Source organism: Lentzea sp. NPDC051213, assembly GCF_044455585.1.
Classification (GTDB): domain Bacteria; phylum Actinomycetota; class Actinomycetes; order Mycobacteriales; family Pseudonocardiaceae; genus Lentzea.
Window position 1 is genome coordinate 301,834 of the sequence record NZ_JBITEX010000006.1, and the last position, 25,845, is coordinate 327,678.

Annotated in this window: 7 protein-coding genes; 6 read left to right on the forward strand and 1 reads right to left on the reverse strand. The window is 70.9% G+C overall.

What is annotated here, in order from left to right:
* Positions 1 to 127: 127 nt before the first annotated feature.
* The 6 genes from ACIA8G_RS27415 to ACIA8G_RS27440 are packed head-to-tail and all read left to right on the forward strand — an operon-like array spanning position 128 to position 25,086.
* A complete protein-coding gene (locus tag ACIA8G_RS27415) occupies positions 128 to 7,516 on the forward strand; it encodes an amino acid adenylation domain-containing protein (protein ID WP_396421533.1) in 7,389 nt (2,462 codons plus the stop codon).
* On the forward strand, positions 7,513 to 21,567 hold the full coding sequence (locus ACIA8G_RS27420; protein WP_396421534.1) for an amino acid adenylation domain-containing protein: 14,055 nt from the start codon (positions 7,513 to 7,515) through the stop codon (positions 21,565 to 21,567). The genes ACIA8G_RS27415 and ACIA8G_RS27420 overlap by 4 nt, the downstream gene beginning before the upstream one ends.
* A gap of 4 nt (positions 21,568 to 21,571) precedes the next feature.
* Positions 21,572 to 21,781 carry an MbtH family protein gene (locus ACIA8G_RS27425; RefSeq protein WP_396421535.1) on the forward strand — a complete coding sequence of 70 codons (210 nt, stop codon included), beginning with the start codon at positions 21,572 to 21,574 and terminating at the stop codon, positions 21,779 to 21,781.
* Positions 21,774 to 22,760, forward strand: coding sequence for a methyltransferase (locus tag ACIA8G_RS27430; protein ID WP_396421536.1), 987 nt, complete (start codon positions 21,774 to 21,776; stop codon positions 22,758 to 22,760). The genes ACIA8G_RS27425 and ACIA8G_RS27430 overlap by 8 nt, the downstream gene beginning before the upstream one ends.
* Positions 22,761 to 22,780: 20 nt before the next feature.
* Positions 22,781 to 23,824, forward strand: coding sequence for a 4-hydroxyphenylpyruvate dioxygenase (hppD, locus tag ACIA8G_RS27435; RefSeq protein ID WP_396421537.1), 1,044 nt, complete (start codon positions 22,781 to 22,783; stop codon positions 23,822 to 23,824).
* Between the two features lie 56 nt (positions 23,825 to 23,880).
* Positions 23,881 to 25,086, forward strand: coding sequence for a PLP-dependent aminotransferase family protein (locus tag ACIA8G_RS27440; RefSeq protein ID WP_396421766.1), 1,206 nt, complete (start codon positions 23,881 to 23,883; stop codon positions 25,084 to 25,086).
* On the opposite strand, the gene ACIA8G_RS27445 is transcribed toward ACIA8G_RS27440, so the two are convergent.
* Complete coding sequence (locus ACIA8G_RS27445; RefSeq protein ID WP_396421538.1) at positions 25,070 to 25,783, reverse strand: LuxR C-terminal-related transcriptional regulator; 714 nt, start codon at positions 25,781 to 25,783, stop codon at positions 25,070 to 25,072. The genes ACIA8G_RS27440 and ACIA8G_RS27445 overlap by 17 nt on opposite strands.
* Positions 25,784 to 25,845: the final 62 nt, after the last annotated feature.

Sequence of the window (25,845 nt, forward strand, 5' to 3'; positions counted from 1 at the left end):
GCATCCCCCCGCTCAGGGGCGTTTCGCTTTGTCCCCAAGGCATGTCAGCGCCGCATCAGCGTCATGTCAACGCCGAAAGCAAGACTCGTCGCCGTACGGGGAAGAACCTTTCGGTTGGGGGAGCGAGATGGGCGCGATCGCGTTGACCGCAGCGCAGCTCGGCGTCTGGTACGCGAGCAGGCTCGACCCGGAGAACCCCGGCTTCAACGCCGCGCAGTGCGTGGAGCTGACGGGTGCGGTGGACGTCGAGGCGTTGGTGACAGCGATCGAGCGGACATCCGGCGAGACCGAGGCGCTCCGGGCGCGATTCACCGACGGGCCGGACGGCGTGTGTCAGTCGTTGGCCCACAAAGCTTTCCCGGTGGAGGTCGTCGACCTGCGGGCCGATGCCGAGCCACGGGAGACCGCGCGGGAGTGGATGCGCCGCGATCTCGCCACCGCGGCCGACCTGACCGGCGACGGGCTGTACACCCAGGCGGTGTTCCTCACGGGTGACGCCGTGCTCTGGTACCTGCGGGCGCACCACCTGCTGCTCGATGGAGTCGGGTTCCGGCTCGTGACGGAACGGGTCGCCGCGTACTACTCCGGCGAGACCGCGCAGCCGTTCCCGCCACTGCGTCAGCTGGTCGAGACCGAGTACCGCCCCGACCGCGACCGGGAGTTCTGGCTGGGGTGCATGGGCGACCTGCCGGACATCGCGACGCTGTCCGGCCGTTCGGCGCCGATGAGCAACACCTTCCGCCGGCACACCACCGAAGTGTCCCTTGTGGACGACTGGCCGGTCGCCGTCGTCGCCGCCACCGCGCTGTACGTCAGCCGCATGTCCGGCTCGGGCGACGTGGTGCTCGGTTTCCCCGCCGCCGCCCGCGTCGCCAAGGCCACCAGGAACGTTCCCGGCATGGTCACCAACGTGCTGCCGTTGCGCCTCTTCGTGCGGCAGGACATGACCGTGCGCGAGCTGCTGGACCACGTGGCCGACGAGATGGACCAGGCGTTGCGGCACCAGCGTTATCGGATCGAGGACCTGCGCCGCGACCTCAAGCTGGTCGGCGACGACCGCAGGCTGTACGGACCGGTCGTCAACATCATGCCGTTCGACCTCGACGACCTCGACTTCGCCGGCGTGCGAGCCAGGTCCGAGCAGCTGTCGACCGGTCCGGTCGACGACATCAAGATCTCGGTGCACCCCAGCGGTTCCGGGTTGCGCGTCGACGTCGACGCGAACCCCGCGGCGTACGACGACGCGGCCGTCACGGCGCATGCCGAGCGGTTGATCGGTGTGCTCACCACGATCGCGCAGGCTGATCCGGACATGCCGGTCGGCCGGGTGGACGTGCACGAACACACGATCCCCGAGGTGCTCGAAGGCGAGATCGTCGAGCACACGTTGCCGGAACTCTTCGAGCAGCGCGTGCGCGAGTGCCCGGACGCGGTCGCGGTTACGTGCGACGGCACCGAATTGACGTACCGCGGCCTGAACGAGCGCGCGAACCGCGTGGCGCATGACCTGATCGCGCGCGGCATCGGCCCCGAGGACCTCGTGGCCGTCGTGCTGCCCCGGTCGCTCGACCTGGTCGTGGCACTGCTCGGCGTGCTCAAGGCGGGGGCGGCCTACCTGCCGGTCGACCCCTCGTACCCGCAGGCGCGCATCGACTACCTGCTGGCCGATGCCAAGCCCCGGCACGTGCTCACCGACGTCGTGGGTACCGGCCCTGCCACCGACCCGGAGGTCGCGCGGCACCCGGAGCACCCGGCGTACGTGATCTACACGTCCGGCTCGACGGGACAGCCGAAGGGCGTCGTCGTGCCGCACGGCAATGTCGTCCGGTTGTTCACGGCGACCGATCACTGGTTCGGGTTCGAGGCGCAGGACGTCTGGACGTTGTTCCACTCCTTCGCGTTCGACTTCTCCGTCTGGGAGATCTGGGGACCGCTGCTGCACGGCGGCAAGCTGGTCGTGGTGCCGCACGACGTGTCCCGCTCGCCGTCGGACTTCCTCGACCTGCTCGCCCGCGAACGCGTCACGGTGCTGAACCAGACACCGTCGGCGTTCTACCAGCTGGTCGAGGCCGACCAGGAGCGTCCCGGCCGGGCGCTCGCGTTGCGCTACGTGGTGTTCGGCGGCGAGGCGCTCGACCTGCCGCGGCTGCGCGACTGGTACGCGCTGCACGCCGACGACGCACCGCGGCTGGTCAACATGTACGGCATCACCGAGACCACGGTGCACGTCAGCTTCCGCGCGCTCGGCGTGGCCGACGCGGTGCCCGGTGCGGCCAGCGCGATCGGCGTCGGCATCCCGGACCTGCGGGTGCACGTGCTCGACCAGGCGTTGCGACCGGTGCCGCCCGGGACGGCGGGGGAGATGTACGTCTCCGGTGCCGGGCTTGCGCGGGGCTACCTCGGCCGGCACGGGCTCACCGCCGAACGCTTCGTCGCGGACCCGTTCGGCCTGCCGGGCTCGCGGATGTACCGCACCGGCGACGTCGCCCGGCTGCGTCCCGACGGTTCGCTCGACTACCTCGGCCGCGCCGACCACCAGGTCAAGATCCGCGGGTTCCGGGTCGAGCTCGGCGAGATCGAGGCCGCCGTCGCCACCCATCCCGGTGTCGCGCACTCCGCCGTGTTGCTGCGAGAAGACCGGCCGGGGCACCGGATGCTCGTCGCGTACGTCGTGCCGAACGGTGACGCGGCGGTCAACACCGTGGTGCTGCGCCGGCATGTCGGCGACCTGCTGCCCGAACACCTCGTGCCGGGGGCGTTCGTCGTGCTGGACCACCTGCCGCTGACCCAGAACGGCAAGCTCGACCGCCGCGCCCTGCCCGCTCCGGTGCTGGACGGCGGCCGTACCGGATCGGACGACCAGCGCGAGACCGTCCTCTGTGGACTCGTGGCCGAGGTCCTTGGCATCGCGCACGTCAGCGTCGACGACAACTTCTTCGTGCTGGGCGGGGATTCGCTGCTCGCCGACCGGTTCGCCCGGCTGGTGCGTGCCGAGCTCGGCGCTGAGCTGACCGTCGGGCAGATCTTCGACTCGCCGACCGTCGCCGGGTTCGCGAAGCTGCTGGACAGCGCGCCGGGTGGCCGGCCGCCGCTGGAGGCCGCGGCACGGCCCGCGCTGCTGCCGCTCTCGCCCGCACAGCGCCGGCTGTGGTTCCTCAGCACACTGGACGGGCCGAGCCCGACCTACACGATCCCGATCGGCCTGCGCCTGCCCGGCGCGGTGGACGCCGAGGCGTTGCGCGCCGCGCTCGCGGATGTCGCCGAGCGGCACGAGATCCTGCGCACGACGTTCCCCGACGTGGACGGAGTGCCGCATCAGCTGGTCGGCACGACACCGCCGCCGTTGTTCGTCGAGCACGTCGGTGACGACGTCATCGGGGCGTTCAAGGCGGCGGCCCGCAAGCCGTTCGACCTGGTCGTCGACCCGCCGCTGCGCGCTCACCTGTTCGTCGTCGACGAGCACGAGCACATGTTGTTGCTGGCGCTGCACCACATCGCGGGGGACGGCTGGTCGCTCGCACCGCTGGGCCGCGACCTGGCCGACGCCTACACGGCTCGCTGCCGCGGGGAGGCTCCGCAGTGGACGCCGTTGCCGGTGCAGTACGCGGACTACGCGCTGTGGCAACGCGATCTGCTCGCCGAGGACGACCCGAACGGGCTCGCCGGTGAGCAGGCCGAGTACTGGACCGACGCGCTCGCCGACCTGCCGGAGCAGCTGGAGCTGCCGACCGATCGGCCGCGCCCCGCCGTCACCAGCTACCAGGGCGGCACGATCGCGCTCGACATCGAACCCGAGCTGCACCACGCGTTGCTCGACCTCGCCCGTGCGCACCGGGTCACGTTGTTCATGGTGCTGCAGGCGGCGCTCGCCACCCTGCTCACCAGGCTGGGCGCGGGCACGGACGTGCCGATCGGCAGCCCGGTCGCCGGCCGCACCGACGCCGCCACCGGCGATCTCATCGGCTGTTTCATCAACACGCTGGTGCTGCGCACCGACACTTCCGGTGACCCGTCGTTCGCCGAGCTGCTGCACCGGGTCCGCACGACCGACCTGGAGGCGTTCGCGCACCAGGACATCCCGTTCGAGCACCTGGTCGACCTGATCAGCCCCGAGCGGTCGCTGTCCCGCCAGCCGCTGTTCCAGGTCATGCTGGTGCTGCAGAACAACGAGCGCGCGTTCGCGGACCTGAACGGCGTGGTGGGCGAACTCGCGCCGGTGCACGTCGGCGTGGCGAAGTTCGACCTCACCGTCGAGCTGACCGAACGCCCGGACGGCATCAGCGGATTCCTCGAGTACAGCAACGACCTGTTCGAACCGGCGACGGCCGCGATGATCGCGCGGCGGCTGGTCGAGGTGCTCGCCGTCGTGGCCCGCGCACCGCAGCGGCCCATCAGCGAGGTGGAGCTGGTCGGCGCGGACGAGCGCGAAACGTTGCTGCGCCGGTGGAACGACACCGCCACCACCGACGTGCCGGACGCCGGGATCGCGGAGCTGTTCGAACGGCAGGCCGCCCGGACGCCGGACGCGATCGCGTTGACCAGTGGCGACCGGCACCTGACCTATCGCGAGCTGAACGCACGGGCCAACGGCCTCGCCCGCACGCTGCTGCGGCGCGGGGTGAGCGGGGAGACCGGCGTGGCCGTGCTGCTCGATCGCTCGCCCGAGCTCGTCGTCGCGTTGCTCGCCGTGCTCAAGACCGGCGGCTTCTTCGTCCCGCTCAACCCGCGGTACGCGCTGGAGCGGCTGCGGTCGATCGTCATCGAGACCGGCTGCCGGGTGGTCATCACCGACCGCGCCGAGCACGGGCTCGACGCTTCCGCCGTGTCACCGGTGTCCGAAGTGGACGAACGCGACCCCGGTGTCGCGGTGCACCCGGAGCAGCTGGCCTACGTGATGCACACGTCCGGCTCGACCGGTGTGCCCAAGGGCGTCGCCGTCACCCAGCACGACGTCGTCAGCCTCGCCTTCGATCGGGCGTTCCGCGGTGAGGCGCACCGTTGCGTGCTGCTGCACTCGCCCCATTCGTTCGACGCGTCGACCTACGAGCTGTGGGTGCCACTGCTCGGCGGTGGCCGGATCGTCGTGGCCCCGGAGGGGGAGACCGACGCCGAGTTGCTCGCCGATCTGATCCGCACCTCGGGCGTGACCGGGCTGTGGCTCACCTCGGGGCTGTTCACCGTGATGGCGGAGGAGCACGCCGACTGCTTCGCCGGCGTGCGCGAGGTGTGGACCGGCGGTGACGTCGTGTCCGCCGCGGCCCTCAACCGCGTGCTGGCCGCCTGTCCGGGGATCGCGGTCGTCAACGGCTACGGCCCCACGGAGACCACGACTTTCGCCACCAGCCGCCGCACCACCGAGCCGGTGGGCACCCGCGTGCCGATCGGCAGGCCGCTGGACAACATGCGGGCCTACGTGCTCGATCCGCGGTTGCGGCCGGTGCCGACCGGCAGCACCGGCGAGCTGTACGTGGCGGGCGCGGGTCTCGCGCGCGGCTACCTCGGCCGCGGTGACCTGACCGCGGAACGGTTCGTCGCCGACCCGTGCGGGGAGTCGGGCACCCGGATGTACCGCACCGGCGACCTGGTGCGCTGGACCGCGGACGGCGAGCTCGAGTTCGTCGGCCGCACCGACGACCAGGTCAAGCTGCGCGGGTTCCGGATCGAGCCGGGCGAGATCGAGGCCAGGCTCGCCGAGCACCCCGCGGTGGCGCAGGCCGCGGTCATCGTCCGCGAGGACCGGCCAGGGGACAAGCGCCTCGTCGGGTACGTCGTCGGCACCGCCGGGCAGGCGGAGCTGATCGCCCACCTCAAGACCGCGCTGCCGGACTACATGATCCCGGGCGCCATCGTCACGATGGACCGCCTGCCGTTGACCACCAACGGAAAGCTCGACCGCCGGGCACTGCCGGTGCCCGAGGTCACGACCACGGCACGCGAACCGCGCACGGACACCGAACGCGTGCTCGCCGGGCTCTTCGCCGAACTGCTCGGGCTCGCCGACGTCGGCGTCGACGACGGATTCTTCGAGCTGGGCGGCGACAGCATCATGTCCGTGCAGCTGGTCAGCCGGGCCCGCAAGGCCGGGCTGGTGATCACGCCGCGGGACGTGTTCGAGCACCGGACCGTCGCCGGGATCGCCACCGCGGCGAAGACCAGCGAGCCCGCTGAGTCCGTTGTGGACGATCCGATCGGTGCGGTCGCACTGACCCCGATCATGCACTGGCTGCGTTTGCGCGGAGGGCCGATTCAGAGCTTCAGCCAGACGGTCTGCGTGGACGTCATCGGCGACGAGGAACGTCAGGTCGCGGCACTTCAAGCGGTGCTGGACAGGCATGACATGCTGCGAGCGACCTACACCGGCGACGCGCTGCACGTGCCCGCGCCCGGTGCGGTCGACGCCCGGTCGGTCCTGCGGGTGGCGCAGGCGGATGTGGCGAGCGAGGCCGCGGCGGCTCGCGAGCGGCTCGACCCCGAACACGGCGTGATGGTGCAGGCGGTCTTCTTCCCGCCGCAGAGCAAGCTTCTGCTGGTCGTCCACCACCTCGTCGTGGACGGTGTCTCGTGGCGTGTGCTGCTGCCGGACCTGGCCGCGGGCGCGGATCTGCCACCGGTGCCCACGTCGTTCCGCCGCTACGCCCAGGTCCTCACCGAATCCGCGGCACAGCGCACCGCCGAACTGCCGCTGTGGCAGGACATCTGCCGCCCTGACCTGAGGATCTCGGACCCGCTCGACCCGGTCAGGGACACCGCGGGCAGTGCCGGTCATCTCACGCTGGAACTGGCGGAGGAGATCACCACCCCGCTGCTCACTACTGTTCCCGCGGCGTTCCACGGCGGCGTGAACGACGCGCTGCTGACGGCGTTCGCGCTGGCGGTCGCCGACTGGCGACGCCGGCGTGGTTCCGGTGACGACAGCGCGGTGCTGCTCGACCTCGAGGGGCACGGCCGCGAACACGACCTGGACCTGTCCGGCACGGTCGGCTGGTTCACCACCATGCACCCGGTCCGGCTGGATCTCGCCGCCGTCGACCGAGCGGGGGCACTCGCCGGTGGTGCCGCGATGGGTGCGGCTTTGAAGCAGATCAAGGAGCAAGTGCGGTCCGTGCCGGACAAGGGGGTCGGCTACGGGCTGCTGCGGTACATCAACAACGAGACCACGCTCACCGCACTGCCCACGCCGCAGTTCGCGTTCAACTACCTCGGCCGGTTCGCCGAGGTCGACTCCGACGCGCTCGGCGACGGCGCCGACCCGGCCATGCCGCTCGCGCACCTGATCGAGCTCAACGCGGTCACCCGCGGCGAGCGGTTGTCCGCCACCTGGAGCTGGCCCGGCGCGCTGCTGTCCGAACAGGACGTCGCCGACCTGGCCCGCACGTGGTTCCGCGCGCTGGAGGCACTGGTCAAGCACGCCGGCGCCGGCACGGCAGGCGGTTACACACCTTCCGATCTCCCGCTGGTCTCGCTGAGCCAGGAGCAGATCGACCTACTCGAAGCAGCCTGGAGGGTTTCGACATGACGCAGCAGGCAATCGCGGACGTTCTGCCGCTGTCGCCGTTGCAGGAAGGGCTGCTGTTCCACGCCCTCTACGACGAGAACGACATCGACGTCTACCACGTCCAGCTGATCTTCGACCTGGACGGACCGGTGCACGCGCCGACGTTGCGCGCCGCCGTCGACGGACTGCTGCGCCGGCACCCCAACCTGAGGGCCGCGTTCTGGCAACAGGGACTCGACCGCGCCGTCCAGGTGGTGCCGCACGAGGCGCGGGTGCCGTGGACCGAGCTGGACGAGTCCGAAATGGACAGTTATCTCCTCGCGGATCGGCTGAAGCGCTTCGACCTGGCGAAGCCGCCGCTGCTGCGGGCCGCGCTGATCCGGCTCGCGCCCACCCGGCACCGGCTCGTGCTGACCACGCACCACATCCTGATCGACGGCTGGTCGATGCCGTTGCTGACGCAGGAGCTCTTCGCCCTGTACGGCTCCGGCGGCGACGAGACGGTGCTGCCCGCGGTGACGCCGTACCGCGCGTACCTGGGCTGGCTCGCCCAGCAGGACCAGGAGGGTGCGCGAGAGGTCTGGCGCGCGGCGTTGCACGACCTGGAGGAGCCCACGCTGATCGCGGGCGCCGACCGCGGCCGCGCACCGGCACTGCCCGCCCAGCTCTCCGTCGAGCTGCCCGCCGACGTCACCGCCGCGGTCACGACCGCCGCGCGGACCGCGGGCATCACGGTCAACACGTTCGTCCAGTGCGCCTGGGCGATGCTGCTCGGTTCGGTCTCGGGCCGCACCGACGTGGTGTTCGGCGCCACGATGTCCGGCCGTCCGCCGGAGGTGCCCGGCATCGAGTCGATGCTCGGCCTGTTCATCAACACCCTGCCGGTGCGGGTCAAGCTCGACCCGGCCCAGCCGGTGCGCTCCGTGCTGCACGCGGTGCAGGACCAGCAGTCGAGGTTGATGAGCCATCAGCACCTCGGCCTCACCGAGATCCAGCGCGCCGCCGGGCACGGCGAGCTGTTCGACACCGTCGTGGTCTTCGAGAACTACCCGCTCGACCAGGGCGTGCTGCGCTCGTCGGCGGCCGGCGTGCGGATGACCGGCATCGAGGTCAACGACGCCACGCACTACCCGTTGAGCCTGCTCGTCATTCCCGGCGAGACCATGCGGCTGCGGCTCGACCACCGCGCCGACCTGATCGACTCCGCGGCCGCCCAGCTGCTGGCCGCCCGGTTCGTGCACCTGCTCGCCGCGCTGGCCGCGGACCTCGACACGCCGCTGGGCCGGGTCGACGTGCTGTTCCCCGGCGAACGCGGGCAGTTGCTCGCCGGCCCGGTTGTCGAGCGGCCCGCGCAGACGTTGCCTGAGCTGTTCGAGGCGCAGGTCGCGCGGACGCCGGACGCGGTCGCGGTGACGTTCGACGGCTTGGCGCTGACTTATGCGGAGCTGAACGAGCGCGCGAACTCCGTTGCGCACAAGCTGATTGCTGCCGGTGCCGGTCCGGACGAGATCGTCGCTATCCAGCTGCCCCGGTCGTTGGACATGATCGCCGCGCTCGTTGGTGTGCTGAAGTCCGGTGCCGCTTACCTGCCGGTGGATCCGGAGTACCCGGCCGCGCGGATCGAGGCGATGCTGAGCGACGCTTCGCCGTTGTGCGTGCTCACGCCCGAGTGGATGGGGGAGGGGCTCGCTGGCTCGGCGAACCCGACGGACGCCGACCGAGTCCGCCCGCTGCGCCCGAAGCACCCCGTCTACGTGATCTACACGTCCGGCTCGACCGGTGTGCCCAAGGGCGTCGTCATGCCCGCGAACGTGCTGGTGAACCTGCTGCACTGGGAACGCTCCGGTGGCCCAGGCACCGTCACCGCGCAGTTCACGACGCTGAGCTTCGACGTCGCCGCGCAGGAGATCCTGTCCGCGCTGCTGTCGGGCAAGACGCTCGCCGTGCCGTCCGACGAGGTGCGCCGCGACTCCGCGGGCTTCGCCAGGTGGCTGGCCGCCAACGAGGTCAACGAGCTGTTCGCACCGAACCTCGTGATCGAGTCGCTGTGCCAGGCGGCGGTCGAACAGGGCGTCGAGCTGCCCGCGCTGACCTCCGTCGCGCAGGCAGGTGAGGCGTTCGTGCTGAGCGAGCACGTCCGCGAGTTCTACCGGCAGACCGCACAACCGTTGCTGCACAACCACTACGGTCCTGCCGAGACGCACGTCGTCACGACCGCGGCGGTGTCCAGGGACAGCGCCGAGTGGGCGCACCACCCGCCGATCGGCCTGCCCATCGGCAACGCGCGAGCCTACGTGCTCGATGCCGCGCTGCGGGTGGCGCCGCAGGGCGTCACCGGTGAGCTGTACCTCGCGGGTGCCGTGCTGGCGCAGGGATATCTGAACCGGCCCGGCCTGACCGCGCAGCGGTTCGTCGCCGATCCCTTCGGCGCACCGGGCGAGCGCATGTACCGCACCGGCGACCTCGCCAGGGTGAACGCGCGCGGCGAGCTGGAGTTCGTCGGCCGTGCGGACCACCAGGTGAAGGTGCGCGGGTTCCGCATCGAGCTGGGCGAGATCGAGTCCGTGCTGCTCGACCAGTCCGGGGTGACCAAGGCCGCGGTCATCGCCCGCGACTCGGTGCTCGTGGCGTACGTCGTCGGTACCGCCGACCCGGCCGCGTTGAAGGCCGAGGTGGCTCGCAGGCTGCCGGACTACATGGTGCCGTCCGCGTTCGTCGTGCTCGACGAGTTCCCCTTGAACCCCAACGGCAAGCTCGACCGGGCCGCACTGCCCGCGCCGGAGGCCGGTCGGTCCCGCCGTCCGCGCACCGCGCCGGAAGAGATCATCTGCGGCCTGTTCGCCGAGGTGCTCGGCCGGTCCGAGGTCGGTGTCGACGACAACTTCTTCGAGCTGGGCGGGCACTCGCTGCTCGCGACCAGGCTGGTGAGCAAGATCAGGGCCGCGGTCGGCGCCGAGCTGACCGTGCGCGAGCTGTTCGAGGCACCGACGCCGGGCGCGCTGGCCCTGGTCGCTGGCCGGTCGAGCACGCGCCCGCCGGTGACCGTGCGCGAGCGCGACGAGCTGGTGCCGCTGTCGTTCGCGCAGAAGCGGTTGTGGTTCCTGCACCGGCTGGAAGGTCCTAGCGCCACTTACAACATCCCGCTCGGCCTGCGGATGACCGGTTCGCTGGACGTCTCGGCGTTGCGGGCCGCGCTGGACGACGTCGTGAGGCGGCACGAGACGCTGCGCACGGTGTTCCCCGAGGACTCGGGGGTGCCGTTCCAGCTGGTGCTGGACGAGCCGGTGGTGCCGTTCGACTTCCGGAGCGTCACCGAGGACGAGCTGCCGGAGGAGATCGCGGCGGCCGGCCGGCACGCGTTCGACCTGGCGCTCGAGACCCCGATCAGGGTCACGGTGTTCGAGGTCGGGCCGGACGAGCACGTCCTGTGTGTGCTCCTGCACCACATCGCCGGTGACGGCTGGTCCTTCGCCCCGTTGCTGCGCGATCTCGCCGAGGCCTACGCAGCCCGCTGTCTCGGCAGTGCTCCACAGTGGACTCCGCTGCCGGTGCAGTACGCGGACTACACGCTGTGGCAACGCGAACTGCTCGGCTCCGAGGAAGACGCGGACAGCGTCGTGAGCAAGCAGCTCGCGCACTGGACGTCGCATCTGCGTGACGCCCCCGCGGAGCTCGACCTGCCGACGGACCGCAAGCGGCCGGAGGTCGCCAGGTACCGCGGCGACACAGTGCCGTTCACCGTCGATCCCTCGCTGCACGTCCGGCTTTCCGTGGTGGCGCGGGAGAACCAGGCCACGCTGTTCATGGTCATGCAGGCGGCGCTGGCGATATTGCTGACGCGGATGGGTGCCGGTACGGATGTGCCGATCGGCAGCCCGATCGCGGGTCGTACCGATGAGGCGCTGGACGATCTGGTCGGGTTCTTCGTGAACACGTTGGTGCTGCGCACCGACACGAGTGGCGACCCGACGTTCCGCGAGTTGCTGGGCCGGGTGCGGGCCACCGACCTGGCCGGGTACGCGAATCAGGATCTGCCGTTCGAGCGGCTGGTGGAGGTGCTCAACCCGGAGCGGTCGCTCTCACGCAACCCGTTGTTCCAGGTGCTGCTCGCGTTCCAGAACATGCCCGCGGGCGACCTGGAGTTCCCCGGACTCGCGGTGGCGCAGGAGCCGGTGCGGGTCGACTTCGCGAAGTTCGACCTGGCCCTCGCCGTGCGCGAGGAGCCGGACGGCGGGCTGGTCGGCGACTTCGAGTACAACACCGACCTGTTCGACCGCACGACCGTCGAGGCGTTCGGCCGGCGGTTGCTGGCGTTGCTCGTCCAGCTCGCGGAGACGCCGCAGCGACGGGTCAGCGAGTTCGGCGTGCTGCTCGACGGTGAGGGCGACCGGCTGCTCACCTCGTGGAGCGCGACCGCGGAAGGTCCGGTTCCCGCAACGGTTCCTGCTCTTTTCGCGGCTCAGGTCGTTGAGCGGCCTGATGCCACGGCGCTGGTGTTCGAGCAGGTCGAGCTGACCTATGCCGAGTTGGACGAGCGCGCGAACCGGTTGGCGCACCTGCTGATCGATGCCGGGGTGACGAGCGGGCAGTTGGTCGCGCTGCGGATGCCGCGGTCGATTGAGCTGGTCGTTGCGCAGCTTGCGGTGCTCAAGGCGGGGGCGGCTTACCTGCCTGTCGATCCTGGTTACCCGGCTGAGCGCATCGAGTTCATGCTGGCGGATGCCAAGCCCGCACTGGTGCTGGACGGCACGCATGACATGCCGGAGTTGTCGGTTGGGGGCGCTGGGGACGCGGCCACCGTGCTTGACGCCACCCAGGACACCTCGGCGTTCCCGGCCACGGACCCGGCCGTTGAAATCGACCCGGCCCAACCGGCGTACGTCATCTACACCTCGGGTTCCACGGGACGCCCCAAGGGCGTGGTCGTGTCCCACGCCGGCGCGCACGCCCTGGTCCAGTCCCAGATCGAGCGGCTCGCCGTCGGACCGGGCAGCCGGGTGCTGCAGTTCGCGTCGGTCAGCTTCGACGCGGCGTTCTGGGAGCTGTGCATGTCGCTGCTCACCGGTGCGGCGCTCGTGGTCGCACCGGCCGACCGGCTGCTGCCCGGTGACGCGCTGACCGCGCTGGTCGGCGAGCAGGGCGTCACGCACGTGACTCTGCCGCCCACCGCGCTCGCGGTGATGTCGCCCGGCGACTGGCCCGGCGTCGGCACGCTGGTGGTCGCGGGCGAGGCCTGTCCGCCGGACCTGGCCGGCGCGTGGTCCCGCGACCGCGTGATGATCAACGCCTACGGGCCGACGGAGACCACGGTCTGCGCCACGATGAGCTGGCCGCTGTCCGGTGTGGACGTTCCCACCATCGGCACGCCGATCGTCGGTGCGCGCACGTACGTGCTGGACGAGTTCCTGCGTCCAGTGCCCGTCGGCGTCACGGGCGAGCTGTACCTGGCCGGCGCGGGGGTGGCACTGGGTTATCTCGGCCGCCCTGGTCTCTCCTCGGAGCGGTTCGTCGCCGACCCGTACGGCCCGGCCGGATCTCGCATGTACAGGTCCGGCGACCTGGCCCGCTGGACGTCCGACGGTGAGCTCGAGTTCGCCGGGCGCACGGACGACCAGGTCAAGGTGCGCGGGTTCCGGATCGAGCCCGGCGAGGTCGAGGCGGCGCTCTCGGCGTGTCCCGGGGTGGCGCAGGCGGCCGTGATCGCCCGCACCGACCAGCTCGTCGGGTACGTCGTGCCGTCGGCCGACCGCGACCTCGATCGCGAGGCCGGCCAGATCACCGAGTGGCAGGAGACCTACGAGACGGTCTACGACGACGTCGCGTCCGGCGAGTTCGGCGAGACGTTCGACGGGTGGAACTCCAGCTACACCGGCGAACCGATCCCGCTCGAGCAGATGCGGGAGTGGCGCCAGGCGACAGTCGACAGCGTGCTCGCGCTGCGGCCGCGGCGGGTGCTGGAGCTCGGTGTCGGCAGCGGCCTGATCCTCGCGAAGATCGCGCCGCACGTGGAGGAGTACTGCGGCACCGACTTCTCGCACGCGGTGATCGACTCGCTGCGGGCACAGGTCGCGGCCCAGCCGGAGCTGGCCGGCAAGGTGACGCTGGACGCCAAGGCCGCGCACGAGCTGGACGGCCTGCCCGCCACGTTCGACACGGTCATCATCAACTCGGTCGCGCAGTACTTCCCGAACGACAGCTACCTCACCGAGGTCATCGAAGGTGCGTTGAACCTCCTGACCCCCGGCGGGCGCGTGTTCGTCGGCGACGTCCGCAACCTGCGGCTGCTGCCTGCTTTCCGGGCCGCCGTCGAACGCGGACGCGGTGCGGTGCCCGCCCCGGAACGCGAGCTGCTGGTCGACCCGAGTTACTTCGCCACGATCGACGGTGTCTCGGCGGTCGACGTGCGGGTCCAGCGCGGCACGTTCCACAACGAGCTGACCCGGCACCGCTACGACGTGGTGCTGCACAAGCAGGTCGGCGACGTCCTGTCGGCACGGCACGCTCGCACCGTCCAGTGGACCAACCTCGACGACCTGAAGTCGCTGGAAGGGCTGGTCCGCGTCACGGGCATTCCGAACGGGCGGCTGGAAGGCGCCACCGGCGTCGATCCCGAACACCTCTACGAACTGGGTGCCGCGGCCGTCACCTGGTGCGGCGACACCGAGCTGGATGCGATCTTCGCCGACAGCCCGGCAGTGCTCACCGACGTGCACCTGCCGGAGCCGAACCGCCCGCACACCAACGATCCCGCTCGCGCGCTCAGCGGTGGCGACCTGGTCCGGTCGGTGCGTGAGCACCTGTCGGAACGACTGCCCGCGCACCTGGTGCCGACCGTGTTCGTCGTGCTCGACGAGCTGCCGCTGACGCCCAACGGCAAGATCGACCGCAAAGCACTGCCCGCGCCCGAGTTCCGCTCGGCGGAGCGGCGTGCCCCGCGCAACGCCGACGAGCAGGTCGTCTGCGCGCTGTTCGCCGAGGTGCTCGGCGTGCCGGAGGTCGGCGTCGACGACAACTTCTTCGACCTGGGCGGCCACTCGCTGCTCGCCACCCGGCTGGTGAGCCGCGTTCGCGCGGCGGCCGGCGCTGAGCTGGCCGTGCGCGACCTGTTCGAGGCCCCGACACCGGCGGAGTTCGCCGTGCTGATGGGCGGGGCGGGCACTGCCCGTCCGCCGCTGGTCCGCCGCGAGCGGGGTGAGCTCGTGCCGTTGTCCCACGCCCAGCAGCGGCTGTGGTTCCTCAACCAGCTCGAAGGGCCGAGCGCGACCTACAACATCCCGTTGCCGCTGCGGCTCTCCGGCCCGATCGACGCCGAAGCGTTGCGGCTCGCGCTCGCCGACGTCGTGGCCCGCCACGAGTCCTTGCGCACGCTGTTCCCGTCGCACGACGGCGAACCGCACCAGCACGTGCTGGACGAGGCACAGCCGGTGCTCGACGTCGTGGACGTGACCCCGGACGAGCTCGCCGAAGCGGTGCGGTCCGCCGCACGGCACACGTTCGACCTCGCGACCGATCTGCCGGTGCGGGCCTGGCTGTTCCGCCTGGGCGCGGAGGAGCACGTGCTGCTCCTGCTGCTGCACCACATCGCCGGTGACGGCTGGTCGTGGGCACCCCTGTCGCGCGATCTCGGCGTTGCTTACGAGGCACGTCTTCAGGGTGATGCTCCACAATGGACTCCGTTGCCGGTGCAGTACGCGGACTACACGCTGTGGCAGCGCGATCTGCTCGACGAGGTGCTGAACCCGCAGCTGGCGTACTGGGAGCAGGAGCTGGCGGACCTGCCGGAGCAGGTGGAGCTGCCGACCGACCGGCCGCGGCCCGCGGTGGCGTCCCACGACGGCGACGCGTTCGCGTTCCGCGTCTCGACCGGGCTGCACCGCTCGCTGCTCGACCTCGCGAAGTCCGAGCAGGCCACGCTGTTCATGGTCATGCAGGCGGCGCTGGCGGCGTTGCTGACGCGGATGGGCGCGGGCACGGACGTGCCGATCGGCAGCCCGATCGCCGGTCGTACCGACGAGGCGCTCGACGATCTGGTCGGGTTCTTCGTGAACACGTTGGTGCTGCGCACCGACACCAGTGGCGACCCGACGTTCCGCGAACTGCTGCGCCGGGTGCGGGCCACCGACCTGGCCGCGTACGCGCACCAGGACCTGCCGTTCGAGAAGCTCGTGGAACGGCTGCAGCCGGAGCGATCGCTGTCGCGGCACCCGTTGTTCCAGGTGATGCTCGCCTTCCAGAACTCGGTGTCCGGTGAGCTCGACGTGCCCGGCCTGGACGCGAGCCTCGAGACCATCGGTGTCGGCATCGCGAAGTTCGACCTGCATCTCAGCCTGGCCGAACGCGTCACCTCCGACGGTGCCCCCGCCGGCGTCGACTGCGCGCTGGAGTACCGCACCGACCTGTTCGACCGGACCACGGTGGAGGCGCTGGCCGACCGGCTGATGCGGCTGCTCAAGCTCGCCGCGCAGGCACCCGACAGTCCATTGCGGACGTTCGACCTGCTCCGTGCGGAACGCGCCGAGCTGCTCGCCGCCGGACGCGGTGACGTGCGCAAGGTCCCCAAGGTCACCGTGCCGAAGCTGTTCGAGTCCCAGGTGTTCCGCAGCCCGGACGCGGTAGCCGTGACGTTCCAGGGCACGGAGCTCACCTACGAGGCGCTGAACGAGCGCGCGAACCGGTTGGCGCACCTGCTGATCGGCCGCGGGGCAGGCCCGGAGACCGTGGTGGCGCTGGCGCTGCCGCGCTCGGCCGACCTGATCGTCGCGCTGGTCGCCGTGCTCAAGACCGGCGCCGCATACCTGCCGATCGACGTCGAGTACCCGGCCGACCGCATCGAGTACATGCTCGCCGATGCCAAGCCGCAGTGCGTGATCACGCCGGAGCTGCTGGCGGATCCGGCACTCGCGGACCAGCCGGACCACAACCCCGCGGACTTCTGCCGCACCACGCGGCTGCACCGCGAGCACCCGGCGTACCTGGTCTACACGTCCGGCTCGACCGGCAAGCCCAAGGCCGTCGTCATGCCGACCTCGGGCCTGGCGAACCTGCTGACCTGGCACGCGAGCCGATTCCCCGGCGGGGTCGGCACCACGACCGCGCAGTTCACCGCCATCGGGTTCGACTTCTCGGTGCAGGAGATCCTCTCCGCGCTGGTGTCGGGCCGCACGCTCGCCGTGCCGTCCGACGAGGTCCGGCGCAGTGCCGAGGAGCTCGTGCGGTGGCTGGAGCGGGCCGGGGTCAACGAACTGTTCGCGCCCAACCTGGTGGTCGAGTCGCTGTGCGAGGCGGCCGCCGAGCTCGGTGCCGAACTGCCCGCGCTCACCGACGTGCTCCAGGGCGGCGAAGCGCTGACCCTGAGCAGGCGGGTGCGCGAGTTCTTCGCCCGGCCGGGACGCAGGCTGCACAACGTCTACGGCCCCGCCGAGACGCACGCCGTCACCACCAGCACCCTGCCGGACGACCCGGCGGACTGGCCCGCGGCGTCGTCGATCGACGGGACGATCTCGAACACCCGCATCTACGTGCTGGACGGCCAGCTGCGGCTGGTGCCCGCCGGGGTGGCGGGGGAGCTGTACCTCGCCGGCAACGGCGTGGCACGCGGCTACTTCGGCCGGCACGGCCTGACAGCGGCCCGGTTCGTCGCCGATCCGTTCGGCCCGGCCGGATCCCGGATGTACCGCACCGGTGACCTGGTGCGCTGGCGTGCCGACGGCACGCTGGAGTTCCTCGGCCGCGCCGACGACCAGGTGAAGGTGCGCGGCTTCCGGATCGAACTCGGCGAGGTCGAGGCGGCGCTGACCGCGCAGCCCGGTGTGGCCAAGGCCGCGGTCGTGGTCCGTGACTCCGTGCTGGTCGCTTACGTGGTCGGCGAGGTGGATCGCGCCGAGGTGGCGCGCAGGCTGCCGGACTTCATGGTGCCGTCCGCGTACGTGACGCTCGACGAGTTCCCGTTGACGCCCAACGGGAAGCTCGACCGCAAGGCGCTGCCCGCACCGGAGGGCAAGGCGTCCCGCGCCCCGCGCACCCCGGTCGAGGAGATCCTGTGCGGTCTGTTCGCCGAGGTGCTCGGCGTGGACGCGGCCGGTGTCGACGACGGGTTCTTCGAGCTGGGCGGGCACTCGCTGCTCGCGACGCGGCTGGTGAGCAAGGTCCGCACCGCGCTGGGCGCCGAGCTGACCGTGCGGGACCTGTTCGAGTCGCCGACCCCCGCCGGCCTCGCGGCGTCGATCTCCGTCGGTGAGGAGGCAAGGCCCGCGCTGGTTCGCCACGACCGAGGTCGCGATGTGCCGCTGTCGTTCGCCCAGCAGCGGTTGTGGTTCCTGCACCGGCTGGAGGGCCCGAGCCCGACGTACAACCTGCCGTTCGCACTGAGGCTCACCGGAGAGCTGGACCGGGAGGCGTTGCAGGCCGCGATCCGCGACGTCGTGACGCGGCACGAGTCGTTGCGCACGATCTTCCCCGACGACAGCGGCCGGACCTGCCGCGTGATCGACGAAGTACCCCAGCTGGACATCGTCCCGACCGCTGATGTCTCCACTGCCCTGGCAGCGGCTGTACGGCACGGCTTTGACCTTGCGGCCGAACTGCCGATTCGCGTCACGTTGTTCGAGGTCTCGGACGACGAGCACGTGCTGTGCCTGCTGCTGCACCACATCGCGGGTGATGGCTGGTCGCTGGCCCCGCTGATGGGTGACCTCGTGACGGCCTACACCGCACGGTGCGGCGGCGAGGCTCCACAGTGGACCGAACTGCCGGTGCAGTACGCGGACTACACGTTGTGGCAGCGCGAACTGCTCGGTTCCGAGGACGACCCCGGCAGCCTGGTGGCCCGGCAGATCGAGTTCTGGCGCGGCGCGCTCGCCGGGCTGCCGGACGAGCTCGTGCTGCCGACCGACCGGCCGCGCCCCGCGATCGGCGGTGCCGACGGCGACACCGTGCTCTTCCAGCTCGACGGCGACCTGCACCGGGCGCTGAACGACCTCGCCCGCACGCAGGGCGCCAGCCTGTTCATGGTGTTGCAGGCCGCGCTGGCGACGTTGCTGACGCGGATGGGTGCCGGAACGGACGTGCCGATCGGCAGCCCGATCGCCGGTCGCACCGACGAGGCGCTCGACGACCTGGTCGGGTTCTTCGTGAACACGTTGGTGCTGCGCACCGACACCAGCGGCGACCCGACCTTCCGCGAGCTGATCGACCGCGTGCGGACCGCGAACCTCGCTGCGTACGCGCACCAGGACCTGCCGTTCGAGCGGCTCGTCGAGGCGCTCAACCCGGAACGCTCGCTCTCGCGGCAGCCGTTGTTCCAGGTGCTGCTCGCACTGCAGAACACCCCGGAAGCGGCGATCGGGCTGCCTGGGCTGGAAGCCCGCGTCGAGCCGTTCGGCATCGGGGTGGCGAAGTTCGACCTCACGGTCAACCTCACCGAGCGCACGTCCGGCGTCGACGCGGTGATCGAGTACCGCACGGACCTGTTCGACCGCGGCACGGTCGAGGCGCTCACCGAGCGTCTGATCACGGTGCTGCGCGCGGCGGTGTCCACTCCGGACACTGCGATCGGTGAGATCGACGTGCGCACCGAGTCCGAGCGGGCGATGGTCGTGTTCCCCGAGGTGCCGACGCCGCACTGCACCATCGCGCAGTGGTTCGGCGAGCAGGTGGCACGCACCCCGGACGCCGTCGCGGTGTCGGGTACCGGGGTCGAACTGACCTACCGCGAGCTGGACGAGCGTGCGAACCGGCTGGCCAACCGGCTGATCGAGCTGGGGGTTGCGCCGGAGGACGCCGTCGGCGTGCTGCTCGAACGCTCGCCGGACGTCGTGGTGGCGACACTTGCGATCATCAAGGCCGGTGGCGTGTACGTGCCGCTGCACCACGGTTTCCCGGCCGAACGCATGCGGCTCGTGCTGCAGGAGACCGGGGCGCAGCTGCTGATCACCGATCGGGAGACCGATCTGGGCTGCGTCGAGGTCGCGGTGAGCCAGCTGCTGTCGCCGGCGACGGACCCCGGTGTGCTCGGGCACGTCGACCAGCTCGCGTACGTCATGTACACCTCGGGGTCGACCGGCACGCCCAAGGGCATCGGCATCACCCAGCGCGACGTGCTCAGCCTGGCGTTCGACCCGTGCTGGCGGTCGGGGCCGGGGGAGCGGGTGCTGATGCACTCGCCGCACGCGTTCGACATCTCGACCTACGAACTGTGGGTGCCGCTGTTGTCCCGCGCGCAGATCGTCGTGGCACCGCCGGGTGATCTCGACGTGCTCGCGCTGCGGCAGGCGATCGCCGGGGCCACCTGCGTGATGCTGACGGCGGGCCTGTTCGGCCTGCTGGCCGACCTCGCGCCGGAGTGCTTCGCCGGGGTCCGCGAGGTGTGGACGGGCGGCGACGTCGTGTCCGCCACCGCGATCAAACGGGTGCTCGACGCCTGCCCGTGCACCGTCGTGCAGCACCTCTACGGACCGACCGAGACGACGCTGGGCGCCACGTTCCTGACGTTGACCGCGTCGCAGCCGGTGCCGCCGACCGTCCCCATCGGACGCCCGTTGCACGGTGTCCGCAGCTACGTCCTGGATGACCGGCTGGCTCCTGTTCCCACCGGAGTCGTGGGCGAGCTGTACCTCGCGGGCGCCGGTCTGGCCCGCGGGTACCTCGGCCGCGCGGCGCTGACTGCGGAGCGGTTCGTGGCCGATCCGTTCGGCCCGGCCGGCTCCCGGATGTACCGCACCGGTGACGTGGCGCGGTGGCGGGCGGACGGCACGCTGGAGTTCGCCGGTCGCGCCGACGACCAGGTCAAGATCCGCGGTTTCCGGGTGGAGCTGGGCGAGGTCGAGACGGCGATCGCCGCGCACCCGGACGTCACGAGGGCGGCGGTGGTCCGCACCGGTGACCGGCTCGTCGGCTACCTGGTCGCCGAGCAGGCCGACCTCGCCGAACTGCGTCAGCACCTCGCCCGCACGCTGCCCGACTACATGATCCCGTCGGCGCTGCTCGTGCTCGATCGGTTGCCGTTGACCCCCAACGGAAAACTCGACCGGGCCGCGCTGCCCGCACCGGACTGGGCGGTCTCGGACACCGCCGAAGCGCCGCTCACGCCACAGGAAGAGGTGCTGGCGGGCCTCTTCGCCGAGGTGCTCGGGCTCGCCAAGGTGGGCAGGACCGACAGCTTCTTCGACCTGGGCGGGCACTCGCTGCTCGTCGCACGGCTGGTCGCGCGGATCACCGCGGTGCTCGGCCTGACCGTCGGCATCCGGGACCTGTTCGAGGCACCGACCGTGGCGACCCTGGCCGAACGGCTGGAGGTCGGCACCGAGCACGACTCGCTGGACGTGCTGCTCCCGTTGCGCGCCGGTGGTGACGACGCCCCGTTGTTCTGCGTCCACCCCGCCGGTGGCATCGGCTGGATCTACTCCGGACTGCTGCGTCACCTCGGCGACCGGCCGCTGTACGCGTTGCAGGCACGGGGTCTCGGCTCACCCGACCCGCTGCCGGGCTCCATCGAGGAGATGGCGGCGGACTACGTCGAGCAGATCCGCAAGGCCCAGCCGCAGGGCCCGTACCACCTGCTCGGCTGGTCGTTCGGCGGCATGGTCGCGCAGGCGGTGGCGACCAGGCTGCGCGAGCAGGGGGACGAGGTCGCGCGGCTCGTCGTGCTCGACGCGTTCCCGGCGGCCTGGGAGGAGGGCCACGAGCTCGGCGAGCAGGACATCCTGCGGTTGCTGCTGAACGCGGTCAACGCCTCCACCGGCGACCGGCCGCTGACCAGGGAGACCGTGCGCGAGGTGCTCCGCGAGGAGGGCAGCGCGCTCGCGAACCTCGGCGAGCGGCACATCGACGCGATGCTCGAGGTGTTCCTCAACAACAGCAGGCTGATCCAGCGCTTCGAACCCGCGGTCTTCGACGGTGATCTCGACTTCTTCACCGCGGCACGGGGCCGCACCGAGTCCTCGCCGGACGCGGGGGCGTGGCAGCCGTACATCACCGGACGCATCAGCGACCACCTCGTCGACGCCGACCACGGCGGCATGACGCGACCCGACGCGCTGGCCGAGGTGGCCCGCGTGCTCAACGAAAGGCACTGAGACCATGACGAACCCGTTCGAGAACGACGACCACCGGTTCCTCGTGCTGGTCAACGAGGAGGGCCAGCACTCCCTGTGGCCCGCGTTCGCCGAGGTGCCCGCCGGCTGGCGCGTGGCGTTCGGCGAGGACAGCAGGCAGGCCTGTCTCGCTCACGTCGAGGAGAACTGGACCGACCTGCGCCCGAAGAGTCTGGTGGAGGCCTTCCATGGCTGACACCGGGCACTCGGTGGTCGACGACTACTTCACGCTCGTCGACGACAGCTGCGTCGCGGTCCTGCCGCACGTGCTGCGGATCGCGGCCGAGCTGAAGATCGCCGATCACCTGCCGGCCAGTTCTGACTCGTTGGCGTCCGTTGTGGACGCTGACGCGGACTCGGTGCACCGGTTGCTGCGTGCGCTGGCGAGCGTCGGTCTGGTCACGGAGTCCGGCCGCACGTTCGCGCTGACCGAGCGCGGCCAGCGGCTGCGCGCCTCCTGGGCCTCGCTGGTGAACATCGACTCGCAGCTCGCGTGGATCAGGGCGACCGACACGATCCGGTCCGGCAGGTCGTCGTTCGACCAGGCTCACCGCGGGGAGTTCTTCTCGCACAAGGACGACGACCTCGAGGCGAACCGGATGTTCCTGCGCCGCATGCGGGAACGCGCGAGCCGGTCGTACCCCGAGTTCGCCACCGCCGTCGACTGGACGCCCAGCTCGGTCGTCATGGACGTCGGCGGCGGCGACGGGTACCTGATCGAGACCGTGCTGAACCACGCTGCGCATGTCAGCGGTGTGCTGTTCGACCGCCCGGCCACGGTCGACGTGGTCGAGGACTCCGGTCTGCCCGCCCGCTTCGGCGAGCGGCTGCGCTGCGAGCGCGGTGACTTCTTCGAGAAGGTGGCCGCTGGGGCGGACACCCACCTGATGTGCAGCGTCCTGCACGACTGGACCGACGAGCAGTGCACGCGGATCCTGCGCCACAGCAAGGAAGCGCTCGATCCCGGTGGCCGGCTGCACATCGTGGAGATGATCGTGCCCGACGGCGACGACTGGCACCCGAGCAAGTGGAGCGACGTCGGGATGATGGTGCTCACCGGCGGCAAGGAACGCACCCGCACCGAGTTCGAGGTGCTGCTGGCCGCTTCCGGCTACGCGCTGCAGTCCGTTCGCGCCATCCCGAACTCGCACTTCTCCGTCATCACGGCTGTTTGAGGAAACCAGGGGGATTCCCGATGCTGTACAACGACCTGACAATGGGGCACGTCGAGTTCTACGTCGCCGACATCGAGGTGCCGCTCGCCGAACTGACCGGCGGCTACGGTTTCGAGGTGCTCGGCAAGGTCAGCGAGGCGAGCCACACCTCGATCGCGGTGGGTCAGGCCGAGATCATCTTCGTGCTCACCCAGCCGCACGACGACGACCACCCCGCGAGCCTTTACGTGGCGCGGCACGGTGACGGCGTCGCGAACATCGTCCTGCGCACGGCCGACGCCCGCGCCGCGTTCGCTGGCGCGGTGGCCAAGGGTGCCCTGCCGATCGCCGAGCCGATGGAGTCCGCCGGTGTGGTCTCCGCGGTGATCGGTGCGTTCGGCGACGTCGTGCACACGCTGCTGCAGGCCCCCGAGCGGTACCTGCCGGGCTTCGGCGTGCTGCCAGAGCCGCCGGCGCGGGAGCACGGCCTGATCGCGCTCGACCACTTCGCGGTGTGCCTGGAGGCGGGTGACCTCGAGGTCGCCGTCGGCTTCTACGAGTCGGTGCTCGGTTTCTCGGCGATCTTCGAGGAGCGCATCGCGGTCGGCGACCAGGCGATGAACTCCAAGGCCGTGCAGAGCGCGTCAGGCACCGTCACGTTCACGCTGATCGAGCCCGACACGACCGCGAAGCCCGGCCAGATCGACGACTTCCTCAAGGACCACGGCGGCGCTGGCGTGCAGCACATCGCCTTCACGTCGTCGAACATCGTGCAGGCGGTCAGCTCGCTGACCCGGCGCGGCGTGCGGTTCCTCGACCCGCCCAAGACCTACTACCGCATGCTGGCCGACCGGCTGGAGCTGGTGCGGCACGAGATCGACGACCTGGAGCCGTTCGGCATCCTGGTCGACGCCGACCACGACGGCCACCTGTTCCAGATCTTCACCCGCTCCACGCACCCGCGCCGCACGTTGTTCTTCGAGGTCATCGAGCGGCTGCACGCGCAGACGTTCGGCAGCGGCAACGTCCAGGCGCTGTACCAGGCGGTCGAGATGGAGCGCATCACCGCCCAGGAACAGCTGTGACGGTCGCCGTCTCGCCCGAGCTGTTCCCCGCGCTGGGGGACTCCGCGCTGACGTCGATGAACCTGCTCAACGAGATCGCGGAGCGGTACCCGGCCGCGATCTCGTTCGCGGCCGGGCGGCCGACAGAGGAGCACTTCGACTTCGCCGACCTGTCCCGGTATCTGGGCCTGTACCGCGACTATCTGGTGCGGGACAAGGGATACAGCGACGCGCAGGTGAACCGCGAGCTGATGCAGTACGGCCGCACCAAAGGCGTGATCAACGACCTGGTGGCGCGCAACCTGCTCGTGGACGAGGGCATCACCGCCGACCCGGAGTCGATCGTCGTCACGGTCGGCTGCCAGGAGGCGATGGTGCTGGTGCTGCGGGCGTTGCGCGCGGGCCCGCAGGACGTGGTGCTCGCGGTGGCGCCGACCTACGTCGGGCTCACCGGTGCGGCACGGCTGCTGGACATGCCGGTGCTCCCGGTGCGCGACGGCGCGGGTGGCATCGATCTCGACGACCTGCTGGCACAGGTGCGCGGCGCGCGGGCGGCGGGACTGCGCCCGCGCGCGCTCTACCTGGTGCCGGAGTTCGCCAACCCGTCGGGCGTCAGCCTGGATGTTCCGACCAGGCGGCGGTTGCTGGAGATCGCCTCGGCCGAGGACTTCCTGGTGCTGGAGGACAACCCGTACGGGCTGTTCCACCGGCGCGGCGAGCGCCCGCCGACGTTGAAGGCACTCGACACCGACCGTCGCGTCGTCTACCTCGGTTCGTTCGCCAAGACCGCGGTGCCCGGTGCCCGAGTCGGCTACGTCGTCGCGGACCAGCCGGTGGGCTCCGGGGTGCTCGCGGACGAGCTCGGCAAGCTCAAGAGCATGCTGACCGTGAACACCTCGCCGATCGCGCAGGCCGTCGTCGGCGGCAAACTGCTGGAGCACGGGTGCAGCCTCGTCGCGGCGAACGTGCGGGAGGCCGCGATCTACCGGCGCAACATGGACCTGATGCTGGCCGGGCTGGGCCGGTTCTCCGACGTGACCTGGACGGCGCCGGACGGTGGGTTCTTCGTGGTGCTCACCGTGGATTTCCGGGTCGACGACGCGCTGCTGGAGCACTCTGCGGCGCGGTATGGCGTGGTGTGGACGCCGATGCACCACTTCTACGGGGGTACCGGCGGGTTCAACCAGCTTCGGTTGTCGTGCAGCGCGGTGACCGGCGCGGAGATCTCCCAGGGGCTGGACCGGCTGGCGGCTTTAGTAACAGACGTCAGACGAGGGGTGTGAGGGGCCGGCTGCCGAGGCCGGCCTCGAACGCGTAGATCACCGCGTGCACCCGGTTGCGCAGCTTGAGCTTGCTGAGCAGGTTCTGCACGTGCGACTTGACGGTGTGCTCGGACAACGTGAGCGCGAGCGCGATCTCGGCGTTGCTGAGCCCACGCGCGATCAACGACAGCACCTCGCACTCGCGCCGCGTCAGCCCGTCCCGCGCGGCGGCCTGGACGTCCTCGCCCGGCAGCGCGCCGCTGATCATCACGTAGCCGGCCGACGCCATCCGCACCGCCGCGACCAGCTGTTCCGGCGTCGCGGACAGCGGCAGCGCCCCGCAGACACCGTCGTCGAAGCGGGGCGTCTGTCCAGCGCCGACCGTGAGCACCCTCGTGGTGCACCGCGCGTGCCGTACCGCGGTGAGCGTGGCTTCGAGTGCCGGTTCGCCCTCGCGCACGCCGTGCAGGAGCAGGACATCCGGCCACAGCCTGCTGATCGCGGGCCGCACCGCCGTTCCCGGTTCGCAGTCGCCGACGACCGTGATGTCGAGGTGCGTGCCGAGCACGGCCGTGATTCCACGCCGTGCCAGCACATCCGGTCCGGCGACCAGCACGCGTGCCACGTCGGCTCGCGGCTCCTCTTCGACGGGCACGGTGCGCAGGGCGCGGCGGTGGAACTCCAGCGGCTCGACGTCCTCGATCACCTGATGCGTCATCCGCTCCCCCTTGGCACACCGTTGCGGTAGCGCCAACATAGCCGCGGGGGAGTGCGCGGACG